This window comes from Pseudomonas sp. ADAK21 (genome assembly GCF_012935735.1).
GTDB lineage: Bacteria > Pseudomonadota > Gammaproteobacteria > Pseudomonadales > Pseudomonadaceae > Aquipseudomonas > Aquipseudomonas proteolytica.
Genome location: NZ_CP052857.1, coordinates 4,518,469 through 4,530,598, shown reverse-complemented (window position 1 = coordinate 4,530,598; position 12,130 = coordinate 4,518,469). Strand labels below are relative to the sequence as shown.

General features: G+C 61.9%; 12 protein-coding genes. 5 read left to right on the top strand and 7 right to left on the bottom strand.

Translation table 11 applies throughout. The features are described from left to right. Positions 1–11 precede the first annotated feature (11 nt). Positions 12–818 carry a gamma-carboxygeranoyl-CoA hydratase gene (locus HKK57_RS20580; RefSeq protein ID WP_029298356.1) on the top strand — a complete coding sequence of 269 codons (807 nt, stop codon included), beginning with the start codon at positions 12–14 and terminating at the stop codon, positions 816–818. Continuing rightward, the gene (locus HKK57_RS20575; protein ID WP_169390659.1) at positions 815–2,767 is read left to right on the top strand and encodes an acetyl/propionyl/methylcrotonyl-CoA carboxylase subunit alpha; all 1,953 of its coding nucleotides are present in this window, start codon (positions 815–817) and stop codon (positions 2,765–2,767) included. Before HKK57_RS20580 ends, HKK57_RS20575 begins: the two co-directional genes overlap by 4 nt. Here HKK57_RS20575 and HKK57_RS20570 read toward each other — a convergent pair. Further along, entirely contained in the window at positions 2,764–3,411 is a 648-nt protein-coding gene (locus HKK57_RS20570) for a LexA family protein (protein WP_154906152.1), read from the bottom strand. The two genes, HKK57_RS20575 and HKK57_RS20570, sit on opposite strands and share 4 nt — an antisense overlap. A gap of 129 nt (positions 3,412–3,540) precedes the next feature. On the opposite strand from HKK57_RS20570, the gene HKK57_RS20565 reads away from it, so the two are divergent. Continuing rightward, a complete protein-coding gene (locus HKK57_RS20565) occupies positions 3,541–3,888 on the top strand; it encodes a DUF6124 family protein (protein ID WP_029298363.1) in 348 nt (115 codons plus the stop codon). Positions 3,889–4,054: 166 nt separating this feature from the next. Here HKK57_RS20565 and HKK57_RS20560 read toward each other — a convergent pair whose 3' ends face one another. After that, positions 4,055–4,267 (bottom strand): hypothetical protein, encoded by a 213-nt coding sequence (locus tag HKK57_RS20560; protein ID WP_133714916.1) that lies wholly within the window; start codon positions 4,265–4,267, stop codon positions 4,055–4,057. Positions 4,268–4,368: 101 nt separating this feature from the next. Here HKK57_RS20560 and HKK57_RS20555 point away from each other — a divergent pair, with 101 nt between their 5' ends. Continuing rightward, positions 4,369–5,520 carry a M14 family metallopeptidase gene (locus HKK57_RS20555; RefSeq protein WP_092239052.1) on the top strand — a complete coding sequence of 384 codons (1,152 nt, stop codon included), beginning with the start codon at positions 4,369–4,371 and terminating at the stop codon, positions 5,518–5,520. Between the two features lie 23 nt (positions 5,521–5,543). Here the strand turns inward: HKK57_RS20555 and HKK57_RS20550 are convergent, their stop codons facing one another. Continuing rightward, entirely contained in the window at positions 5,544–5,999 is a 456-nt protein-coding gene (locus HKK57_RS20550) for a winged helix-turn-helix transcriptional regulator (protein ID WP_029298367.1), read from the bottom strand. Positions 6,000–6,096: 97 nt separating this feature from the next. On the opposite strand from HKK57_RS20550, the gene HKK57_RS20545 reads away from it, so the two are divergent. Continuing rightward, positions 6,097–7,314 (top strand): MFS transporter, encoded by a 1,218-nt coding sequence (locus HKK57_RS20545; protein ID WP_169390658.1) that lies wholly within the window; start codon positions 6,097–6,099, stop codon positions 7,312–7,314. On the opposite strand, the gene HKK57_RS20540 is transcribed toward HKK57_RS20545, so the two are convergent. From HKK57_RS20540 to HKK57_RS20525, 4 genes are all read right to left on the bottom strand, one after another. Next, on the bottom strand, positions 7,260–7,796 hold the full coding sequence (locus tag HKK57_RS20540; protein ID WP_070995488.1) for a cytochrome b: 537 nt from the start codon (positions 7,794–7,796) through the stop codon (positions 7,260–7,262). The two genes, HKK57_RS20545 and HKK57_RS20540, sit on opposite strands and share 55 nt — an antisense overlap. Further along, a complete protein-coding gene (locus tag HKK57_RS20535) occupies positions 7,793–8,875 on the bottom strand; it encodes a catalase family peroxidase (RefSeq protein ID WP_169390657.1) in 1,083 nt (360 codons plus the stop codon). The genes HKK57_RS20540 and HKK57_RS20535 overlap by 4 nt, the downstream gene beginning before the upstream one ends. A gap of 163 nt (positions 8,876–9,038) precedes the next feature. Further along, positions 9,039–10,331: a hypothetical protein gene (locus HKK57_RS20530; RefSeq protein ID WP_178121975.1), complete on the bottom strand. Its 1,293-nt coding sequence runs from the start codon at positions 10,329–10,331 to the stop codon at positions 9,039–9,041. Further along, complete coding sequence (locus HKK57_RS20525; RefSeq protein ID WP_169391224.1) at positions 10,328–11,944, bottom strand: amino acid adenylation domain-containing protein; 1,617 nt, start codon at positions 11,942–11,944, stop codon at positions 10,328–10,330. Before HKK57_RS20525 ends, HKK57_RS20530 begins: the two co-directional genes overlap by 4 nt. Between the last annotated feature and the right edge of the window lie 186 nt (positions 11,945–12,130).

Here is a 12,130-nt window from a genome sequence, read left to right as displayed (position 1 = left end):
GAGCTGCACCCATGAGCGATTTCAACACCGTTGAACTGGTGAACGACCCCCGTGGCTTTGCCACGCTGTGGTTGAGCCGGCAAGAGAAGAACAACGCGTTCAACGCCGAAATGATCCGAGAACTGATCATTGCCCTGGATCAGGTGCAAGCCGACGCAACCCTGCGCTTTTTGCTGATACGCGGGCGCGGCAAGCACTTCAGCGCCGGCGCGGACCTGGCCTGGATGCAACAGTCGGCCGAACTGGATTACCACACCAACCTTGACGACGCCCGCGAGCTGGCAGAGTTGATGTACAACCTGGCCAAGCTGAAAATCCCGACCCTGGCCGTGGTCCAGGGCGCGGCGTATGGCGGCGCCCTGGGCCTGATCAGTTGCTGCGACATGGCCATTGGTGCCGATGATGCGCAGTTCTGCCTGTCGGAAGTACGCATCGGCCTCGCACCGGCGGTCATCAGCCCGTTTGTGGTGCAGGCGATTGGCGAGCGCGCGGCCCGGCGTTATGCACTCACCGCAGAACGCTTCGACGGCCAGCAGGCACAGGCGATCGGGCTATTGGCGCAAAGCTATCCTTTCGATGAGCTGAATCAGCAGGTCGAGCAGTGGACCGCCAACCTGCTGCTCAACAGCCCGGCCGCCATGCGCGCCAGCAAGGACTTGCTGCGTGAAGTCGGCAACGGCGCGCTCACCCCGGCGTTGCGCCGTTACTGCGAAAACGCCATCTCACGCATCCGCGTCAGCGCCGAGGGCCAGGAAGGCTTGCGCGCGTTTTTGCAAAAGCGTGCACCCAGCTGGCAGTCCCAGGAGCCTCGCTCATGAGTTCACCGTTGATTACCTGCGTGCTGGTGGCCAACCGTGGCGAAATCGCCTGCCGCGTCATGCGCACGGCCAAGGCGATGGGCATGACCACCGTTGCCGTGCATAGCGCCACGGACCGCAATGCGCGCCACAGCCGCGAAGCTGATATCCGCGTGGACCTGGGCGGCAGCAAGGCCGCCGACAGCTACCTGCAGATCGACAAATTGATTGCCGCCGCCAAGGCCAGCGGCGCCCAGGCGATTCATCCTGGCTATGGCTTTCTTTCCGAAAACCCAGGCTTTGCGCGGGCAATTGAAGAGGCGGGGCTGATTTTTCTCGGCCCGCCGGCTTCGGCCATTGATGCCATGGGCAGCAAGTCCGCCGCCAAGGCGCTGATGGAAACCGCCGGTGTGCCGCTGGTGCCGGGTTACCACGGTGCCGGGCAGGACCTGGAAACCTTCCGCCAGGCCGCCGAGCGCATTGGCTACCCGGTGCTGCTCAAGGCCACCGCTGGCGGCGGCGGCAAGGGCATGAAAGTGGTCGAGGACGAAAGCCAGCTGAGCGAAGCCCTGGCCTCGGCCCAGCGTGAAGCGCTGTCGTCGTTTGGCAATGGGCAGATGCTGGTGGAGAAGTACCTGCTCAAGCCACGCCACGTGGAGATCCAGGTGTTTGCCGACCAGCATGGCAATTGCCTGTACCTCAATGAGCGCGACTGCTCGATCCAGCGTCGCCACCAAAAGGTCGTCGAGGAAGCACCCGCCCCCGGCCTCAGCCCTGCCCTGCGCCAGGCCATGGGGGAAGCGGCGGTACGTGCGGCCCAGGCGATTGGCTATGTGGGCGCCGGCACCGTGGAGTTCCTGCTGGATGCGCGCGGTGAGTTCTTCTTCATGGAGATGAACACCCGCTTGCAAGTGGAACACCCGGTGACCGAGGCCATCACCGGCCTGGACCTGGTGGCCTGGCAGATTCGCGTGGCTCAAGGCGAGCCGCTGCCAATGACCCAGGAGCAGGTGCCGTTGCGCGGCCACGCCATCGAAGTACGGCTGTATGCCGAAGACCCGACCCATGACTTTTTACCGGCCACCGGGCATCTGGCGCTGTACCGCGAATCGGCGCCAGGCCCGGGACGCCGGGTAGACAGCGGCGTGGAGCAAGGTGACGACGTGTCGCCCTTCTACGACCCGATGCTCGGCAAGCTGATCGCTTGGGGCGAGGACCGCGAACAGGCGCGCCTGCGCCTTTTGAGCATGCTGGACGAGTTTGCGGTCGGCGGTTTGAAGACCAACCTGGGTTTTCTACGGCGCATCATCGGCCATCCGGCGTTCGCCGCAGCGCAGTTGGATACCGGGTTTATCCCGCGCTATCAGGAACAACTGCTGCCTGTTGCAAGCGCGTTGAGCGATGAGTTCTGGCAGGCGGCTGGCCACGCCTTCATACAAAGCCAACTGCCTCGACTGCGGGACGACGATCCCGCCTCACCGTGGGCTGCGACACAGGGGTTTCGTGCAGGCCTGCCTGCCGAGACATCACTACACCTGAGCTGCGACGGTCAGGACCGCCTGGTGACGCTGCAAACCACCACTGCGCCGCAAATGCGGGACGAACACCTGCTGATCGAAGACGCAGGGCTACGCCGCTCGCACCTGGCGGTGCGCCAGGGGCAGACGCTGTTCCTGCGCTGGCAAGGTGAGATGCGCAGTGTGACGCTGTTTGATCCGATCGCCGCGGTCGATGCCGGGCAGGCGCATCAGGGCGGCCTGACTGCGCCAATGAACGGCAGTATCGTGCGGGTGCTGGTGGAGGTCGGCCAGACGGTTGAGGCCGGTACGCAATTGGTGGTGCTCGAGGCGATGAAGATGGAGCACAGCATCCGCGCGCCCCATGCAGGTGTGGTCAAGGCGCTGTATTGCCAGGAAGGCGAAATGGTCGGCGAAGGCAGCGCCTTGGTGGAGCTGGAGGCCCAGCCCTAGAACTTCACCGTGGCTTGTACCACCACGCCGATGATCCGGCAGTCATCGGTGAGCAACGCCTTTGGGTAGGTCGGGTTGAGTGGCACCAGGTAACGCTGGCCGCTTTCTTCCAGCAGCTTGCGAAACGTCGCCTGACTGCTGCCTGCCCATTGGGCCACCACCAGTTTGCCAGGCTCGGCGTCGAGGGCCGGATCCACCAGGATCATCATCCCATCGGCGATGCTCGGCCCGCTGGGCGCGGTCATTGCATCGCCGCTCACCTGGAGCCAGAACGCCTCGCCGTCGGCGTCGTAGTCGCTTGCCTGAAATCGCGCGGGTCCGTAGGCCAGACGCTGTTCGTGGACCTGGCAGGGCTGTTTCCAGTCTTTTACCGGGTAGCGAAAGTACGGGTTGTATTGAACGACCGGCGCGACTTTATCGTCTGCCGGGGCGTGGCCCTTCTCGCGAATCACCAGCGCCGCTTCGAGATACCCCAGGCCCAGTTCTTCGAGCACCCGGTTCATGTCGGCGAGGCTCGGTACACGGCGCTTGCCCAGCCAGTGGCCAATGCCGCCCTGGGACATGCCCATGCGTGCAGCCAGTTGATTCTGCGTGACCTTGCGGGCCTTCATGTTGGCTTTGACCAACGCTATCCATTTATCCATGGGGCAGACAATACCGGGTGTATTCGCGGCGACAATAAACAGTTTGTAGTAATCAATCAAATGACATAAATACAGATCGTATTATTATCAGTCGTACCTGTTCACCTTCCCACCCAGAGCACCCACCCCATGACCACAACCCCGGATCACTTGGACGGTACACCTGATACCGACGAAATAAAGTTCTTGCAGGGCAGCGACGCAGCTCGACGCGCACTGGATTACTACTTGAAAGAAGATACAGACCCTGCATCGGACGATATGGCCTGGTTCGAGGCCAACCCCACCGTCAGCAGTGAAGAAGCCCTGATCCACGCGTCGGACTTGCTGCGCAGCGCCGCCGCCATCGCGTATGAGCTGGCGAACAACAAGCTGGGAGGCACCCGGGACCTGGCGTTTTCGGTGGTGTATCTAATTGATATGGCCAAGGCCATGCTGGAGCGTCCACTGCAACTGGCAGGCGGGAAAACCTCGTAACCAGGTAGGCGTGCAGGAACAGAAGGAAAAATATTTCTATCTGGCAGATAAAAACATTTGACTTGCAAATGATAATGATTATTATTGCAAGCAGCTGGTCGCGAGATCAGTCGATAGACCAAGAGACCTTAGGTCGGACTCTTGGAATATCTCCTCATCAGGCTAATCACGGTTTTTGACCCGGCTCTTTGGCCGGGTCTTTTTTTTGCCAGTTATTCTGGCGTGGCTTCAGGCTAATGAAGACTGTGTGTTGCTTGATGGCGCGCATGGTAGCAAAAGACCATCGCCGAAAGAAAGCCGAGAAAGCGCTCTGGTCCGGTTCTTTCCAAATTAGCACTTGAGAATCAATCTCATAGACTCTAAGCTGCTGCTGCGTCACGGACGACGCCCCCTCCTTTTTCGCAACAATTTGCGTCCCAAACTTTACCCCGCCCCTGTGTAAACTGCCTGTCACATCTCTCATATTCAGGCAACCAGACTATGACCGTGGCCTTGACCTCCCTTAAAATCAGCAGCGATTTCGACAGCGGCAATATCCAGGTGCTCGACACCCGCGATGCCCATCAACCGCTGCTGGCGATCAAACCCGATACCCGCAGCCAGCACTTCCAATGGTTCCACTTCAAGGCCGAAGGTATGCACATCGGTCATACCCATACCTTTCGCCTGAGCAACGCCGGCCAGTCCTCCTACAAACATGCCTGGAGCGGCTACAACGCAGTGGCATCCTACGACCATATCAACTGGTTCCGCGTGCCAACACGCTTTGATGGCGAAACCTTGCACATCGAATTCAAGACCGAGCAAAAACACGCCTGGCTCGCCTACTTCGAACCCTACAGCCGCGAGCGTCACGCCTGGTTGATCGACCGAGCGCTGAACCGCGCTGGCACCCAATTGCTGGCAACTGGCAAAAGCATCGAGGGCCGCGATATCCCCCTGCTGCGCCGTGGCAAGGGCGGTGCGGGGCAACGCAAAGTGTGGATCATCGCCCAGCAGCACCCCGGCGAGCACATGGCTGAATGGTTTATGGAAGGCATCATCGAACGCCTGCAACAGGACGGTGATGATGAGCTGAAAAAACTGCTGGCCGCCGCCGACCTCTACCTGGTGCCGAACATGAACCCGGATGGCGCGTTCCACGGCCATCTGCGCACCAACGCCATGGGCCAGGACCTCAATCGGGCCTGGCAAAGCGCAAGCCAGGAGCAGAGCCCGGAAGTGCTGTTCGTCCAACAGCAAATGGAGAAATACGGCGTCGACCTGTTCCTGGATATCCACGGCGACGAGGAAATCCCCTACGTGTTCACCGCAGGTTGTGAAGGCAACCCCGGCTATACGCCACGTATCGAGGCCCTGGAAAAACACTTTCGCAGCCACTTGAGCGAACTGACCCGCGACTTCCAGACCACCCATGGCTACACCCGCGACTTGCCAGGCCAGGCCAACATGACCCTGGCGTGCAACAGTGTGGGCGAGCGGTTCGATTGCCTGTCCCTGACCCTGGAAATGCCGTTCAAGGACAACGACGATGCACCCGACCCGCATACCGGTTGGTCCGGCAAACGCTCGCTGCAACTGGGCAAGGACGTGCTAAGCAGCGTGGCGGATATCGTCGACGTACTGCGCTGACCCTGGCCAACCCGGGGGGTCATTCAGCCCCCGGATTGCGCCGCCACCCGCAGACATTCCTGCGGCCCGAGCACCCGGCCATCCGCCGCACGCACTTGCAAGGGCTGCAGGGCCTGCCCGTGCTCTCGGTCCAGCATCAACGAATGCGCCTCGCCCTCAGCGTAAAAAAAGCCCTCGCCCCACTGCCGTAACCCAATGATCACGGCAAACAACCCCCTGCCCTTTTCGGTCAACACATACTCCTGATAAGCACTGCCATCGGAGGCTGGGACGATCTCGAAAATCCCATGGGCCACCAGATTGCGCAGGCGCGCCGAGAGAATGTTCTTGGCCATCCCCAGGCTGCGCTGGAACTCGCCAAAACGGCGGATGCCATCGAAGGCATCACGAATGATCAACAGCGCCCACCCATCGCCAATGGCCTCCAGTGAACGCGCGACCGGGCATTCGGCTGTTTCAAAGCGGGTGAGTTTGACCATGGATGATGCCTGCCTGACAAAAAATGTAGTTGCAATATAAAACCGGAATACCTACCGTACAACTGGTTTCATTTCAAAACCATAACGAGCATCCAACATGCCAAAATCCCCCTTGAGCGGCGCGGTCGTGCTGCTGTTCGCCATTGCCTGTGGGTTATCGGTGGCGAATGTCTATTACGCCCAACCCCTGCTCGATGCCATGGCCAGCACGTTCGCCATGGACCCGGCCACCGTCGGCATCGTCATCAGCCTGACCCAGGTCGGTTATGGCATCGGCCTGTTATTGCTGGTGCCACTGGGAGACCTGCTCAATCGCCGCCACTTGATTGTCAGCCAGTTGTTGCTCTCGACCTGTGCGGTTCTGCTGGTCGCGCTGTCCAGCAGCGGCCCGTGGTTCCTGGCGGGCCTGCTGCTGACGGGCCTGCTCGCCGTGGTGGCCCAGGTGTTAGTGGCCTATGCCGCCCACCTGGCACAGCCCGAGCAACGGGGGCACGTGGTCGGCCTGGTGACCAGTGGCATCGTGGTCGGCCTGCTGCTGGCGCGCACGGTATCCGGGATCATGGCGGACCTGGCCGGCTGGCGTTCGGTGTACCTGTTGTCGGCCGGCCTGACGCTGCTGATGGCACTGTTGCTGTGGCGTGTGTTGCCCGCCGCCGAACAGCCTCGTACGCAGGATTCCTACGGACAATTGCTACGCTCGGTGTTCAGCCTGTTGCGCGAGGAAAAAGTCCTGCGGGATCGTGCAGTGCTGGCGTTGCTGACGTTTGCCGCCGGCACCGTGCTCTGGACGCCTTTGGTGTTGCCGCTGAGCACCCCGCCATTGTCGTTGTCCCACACCCAGATCGGCCTATTCGGCCTTGCTGGTGCCGCCGGCGCGCTGGGTGCGGCCCATGCCGGGCGCCTGGCCGACCGAGGCCGCGCCCAGTGGACCAGCGGTGCAGCCTTGATGCTGATGCTGCTGTCGTGGCTGGCCATCGCCTTCACCCAGTCCTCGTTATGGGCGTTATTGCTCGGTGTGATTACCTTCGACCTCGGCCTGCAAGCCGTGCATGTCACCAGCCAAAGCCTGATCTACAGCGTGCGCCCCGATGCCCAGAGCAGGCTGGTGGCCGCCTACATGCTGTTCTACTCGGCAGGCAGCGCCCTGGGCTCGGTCATGGCCACGATGATGTACGCCTGGGCCGGTTGGCTCGGCGTGTGCGCCCTTGGCGCTGCCATCAACCTGTTGGCCCTGGTTTACTGGCGGTTTACCCTCGGTGCTCAGTCCTTGCCCAGCATGCTTTGCAACACGCCATCACGACGTACCCAGCCATGAAACAACGCCGCCGCCAAATGCAGCAGCACCGTCAGAAACAGTAAATAGGCGAGGTACCCGTGGGCCTTGCGCAACACCGCAAACAATTGGGCATTGGCCGGCACCCACGCCGGCAACTGCACGGTGCTGGAGAGCATCACCGGGTCGCCCGCCGCCGAAATCATCGCCCAACCCAGCAGCGGCAACACCAGCATCAAGCCATACAGCAGCAGATGAGACGCCTTGGCCGCCAGCACCTGCCACAGTGGCAAATCAGAAGGCAACGGCGGCTGACGCGTAGAAAAACGCACCCCCAGGCGCACGATCACCAACGCCAGAATCGCAATACCCAAAGGCTTGTGCAGGTGCAGCAGCCACTCATGCCGTTGAGAAACCGACGCCACCATGCCGGCACCGATAAACAGCATGGCGATGACCATCAATGCCATCAGCCAGTGCAGCAAGCGCGCCAGCGGGGTAAAAAACCGGGATGGGGCATTCATGGCTTCGACTCCTGAACCGCGTTGTGCAGTTGGCTGACTTCACCGGTACGCCGCAGATACGAACTGGCATAGGCGGCAGAACGCGCCGCCAGCAGCGGATCGTTGGACGCTTCAATGCCACTCGGCAGGATCAGCGGATCAAAATTGATATCACGACAATCGCCGCTCAGTTGCGGCTGGCTGCTGTCGAGCACCAGCGTGCCGGCATTGAGCACCGTATGCTCGCCAGCCCACACTTTGCTGGCGTCATCCACGGGGTCGGCGGGGTTGGCCAGGGTGATCAGCAATTGCCAGCGCACGGGGCCGGCGAGCAAGCGTTGTTCCAGGTCCTGTTGCAAGAAATCCGCCCCCGCAGGCGCCGCCGCCTCCTTTGTGTCCTGGCTGATTGGCACCACGCCCCAGCGCACGGCCTGGCGCTGGCCATTGGCGTTGATCAGGTAAAACCCATTGATGCCGTAGTAGGACTCGGTGGCATAACTGGCCGAAGGCTTGGCGGTCTTGACCCATGCCAGAAACGGGGCAGCCTCGGGATGGCTGGCAAAAAATGCCGGCATGCTGGCCGGGTTCGGCTTGCCGGTCGCCGGGTCCGGAGCGCCCGCCTTGAGCATCTGGTAGAACGCCTCGGGCGTGCCCACCGGGAACACCGGCATGCTGTTCATCCCGGTGCGCCACTGCTGGCCGTTGGCCTGGCTGAACTGCAAGGCCAGGCTACGGATCGGCACACTGCTGTCGGGGGCATACGGGTTGCCGCTGGGCAAGGCGAAACGCCCGATCACCGGAGTGCGTGCCTCGTGGAACACTTGCGCACTGGAATACGCACGCGCCGCAGGACCGCTCTCAAAATAGCCCGCGACACACACGCCCTTGGAATGGTTGCGTCGGTAGCCGGGGTGAACGCCGTTGTTGGTTTCCAGCGCATTGACCAGAGTCTTGGGCCGCAAACGTTGTGGGTCGAGTGTGCCATTGACGTAGGCAAAGGCTCCCGCCACTGCGCCGACAACCACACCGATAGCGGCCAGGCGCAGCAGCAGGCTTGCACGCCCCAACGGCCGACGTGACGGTGATGAGTGATCTACCATGAAATGCTCCGAGGCCCACGGCCACAGGGGAAGGTGCAATAAGACGCTGCTGACGCAGGCTTATTCCCCTGAAGCTGTAGGTATTTTCAGAACAAGTGACAAGTAGTCCTATTTCTCGGACTCATCCCACCCCTGTTGGCGGGGCGGCGTGCCAAACCGTTGCTCAGGAATCCCAGATCGCGCCGTAGGCCGGTATGCCCCGGGCTTCCATCTCTTCAACCACCCGGCGGGTCAAGGCCTGGTTGGCAATGCAGATCACCGCTTCGGCCCCTGCGGCTTGCACGGCAGCGTAGGCCAACTGCACCAGATCCGGCTTGCCCCGCACATCGGTGTCCCAGATCACCGCATCGGGTTGTGCCCGCACAATTTCCGCGACTAATTGCGCGCCAAAGGTCTTGGCGGGGCTGCGGGTGGACCACACCAGTTGGATCGGTACCTGCGCCGCCAGCAAATGCGGCATCACCGGGCCGATGCCACTCCCTGTGGCGATGTACACCACCGACTTGAACAAGGTCTCGACGTTGGCCACGCCCGCGGTAGTAATCCCCTTGACCCACACATGCGATGGCAAGCGGTCGATATAGCGCCCCGTCCAATCCCCGGCCCGGGAAATAATCAGGCGAAAACCCGGCTGGCCCGGAGCTGGGATATTGGCAAACGAATGCCACTCCAGCAGCGGCTGGAGACTGATTGCAGTGGACGAGCCGGCAAACGGCGTGGTGTGGCACAGGCGGGTCACTATTGCATGGTCGGACGGTCGGTGATGACTGACCGCCACCCTGCGCAGGCGCAACCAAGGCAGGGCAATACTCAGGCTCAGCAGGAGCAACACCCAGAACTCCATGGCATGCAGCAGCCTGCCCTGGGGTACCGCCATCAGCGTCTGCGCCCAGAACAGCAACAAGGCTGCCCACCCTGCAAACCGATGCACGCGCTCGAAGCCGTTATGGAAGCGACCGCGAATCCACGGCTGCGCCATCACCACCATCAGCACCAACATCCCCAACAATGCCCCACTGACCAGCAACCACGCCGCCGAAACGCTGTGGGGCTGTTGCAGGTAACGCCATCCCTGGCTGCCGACCAGCAACGCGAACCACAACGTCGCCGCCACCGCGCCACCGCTGTGCAGCCCCCCCAGGTGATAGACCTTGGCCGCATGGCGACGGATGCACAGCGGCCACGTCACGGGGATCCGCGTCGCCAGCCAGAACAACCCGTTGATCACGTACTGCTGGCGCACCAGAATCGCCAGGGCCAGGTTGAACATCACCAGTTGCGACACCACCTGCACATCCACAACAGGCAGCTGCAGGCTGGCCAGCGCAAACCAACCGTTGGCCACCAGCACCAGCGCTACCAGCCGGTTGTAATGAGAAAACAGCGGCGCACCAGACCAACGTCGCCACCCACCAGGCCGTGCAGGCAATGGTATTTCCATCAACCTGTCAATCATGGGCGGCCACCTGCTTGCAGGGCGAGTTGCTGCCCCTCGACGCTGTCGCGCGCCCATTGCAGCAGCAAGGTCTTGTCGATCTTGCCGCGCGCCGTCAGCGGCAGATTCTCCACAGCAAAGATCAACGCGGGAACGCAGTAGTAGGCCAACCGCTGCGCGCAGTACTGCCTGGCAGCCGGAACATTCGCACTGGCCGGCGTCACAAACGCCACAAGGTGCTGACTGTCGAACTTCAGCGTCACCGCCCGGCTACACGCCCCACACGCCTCCAAAGTGCTTGAAACCGCATCCAACTCCACGCGAAAACCACGCACCTTGACCTGATCGTCCACTCGCCCCAGATGTTCCAGGGCCCCGCTGTCGGTCCAGCGTCCCAGGTCCCGTGTGCGAAACATCATGCGGCCCGCCCCCAGGAACGGATCTGGGCAATAACGTTGCGCGGTCAATAGCGGGTTGTTCAGATAACCCGCCGTCACCCCGTCGCCCCCGGCCCACATCTCACCGACCGCCCCTGGCGCGCAGGCCCGCCCGTGTTCATCCAGCACATACACTGTGTTGTTGGGCGTAGGCGTGCCGATGGTCAAGGGTGCCCCCGGCGTGTGCCGATGCAGCGTGTTGACGATGGTGGTTTCGGTAGGCCCGCAGCCGTTGTAGAACACACAATGGGCCGCCCATCGGTCCGCCAGTGCCTGTGGGCACGGCTCACCCGCCACGGCTACCGTCTCAAGGTCGGGGCACTGTTGGGAGTCCAGGGTGCCAAGGATTGAAGGCGTTGCGATCAGCACCTGGCAAAGGCGCGCCGTCTGCCCGATATCCTGGGTGCGGATATGCAATGTTGCGCCGTGGGCCAGGCAGCCGAGAATTTCCCAGGCGGCCATGTCGAATGCAATGTTGAGAATCTGCCCGACGATCATGCCCGGCTTCATGCCCGGCTTCATGCCCAGGTTTCCCGGCGCCGTCAGCAGCACGTTGCACACATTGCGATGGGTCACCTGCACCCCGTTGGGCCGACCCGTGGTACCAGAGGTAAACAATACAAAACACAAGTCGCCGGGGCGGGGCACAACGACGTTCTGGTCTGCTTCCTCCGCCAGGCACGGCGCCTGCGCGAGAAACTCATCCAGGCACACGCACGGCTGATCCGCTGCCAGCGGCAGGCGATCCTTGAACCCCGACAATGTCAGCACCACCTGGCTCGACAACGACTCAAGGATCATCGCCAGCTGGGCCGGCGGGGTAATTCGGGCGTCCTGGGGCACATACGCAGCACCGACCTTCAGCACCGCGAGCATCCCCACCAGCATGGGGATCGAGCGTTCGACAAACAGTGCCACACTGTCGCCCGGCACAACCCCCTGTTCGATCAGGTACGCCGCCAGCCGATTGGCTTGGCGATTCAACTGCCGATAGCTGATGCTCTGGTCCAGCCAGCGGGCGGCTATCGCCTCGGGCGCTGCCGCCGCGTGTGCCTCAAAGGCCTGGTGTATAGAGGTGTACGGCAGTGGGCTGACCGCACCGCATCCCCAGGCCTGGAGGGTATCGCGTTGCTGGGCCGGCAAATGACCTAGCGCCCTGGTACTGACAAACCCACTACTCGTTGCTGTTGCCGACATCATAGGCTTACTCCTCATCTGGCTCCTGCCCCACAGTGACCGGGCAGTCAGGGCGCTTGATTGAGGAACTGACACGACATTACAGACTTGCGAGAGGCTACAAACGATAGGGAACGAGGCCATTCACTGGATTTATTTTTCCTACGAATGGAATATCCATCGCTGGCTAGCGTCTCCCTGAGCACA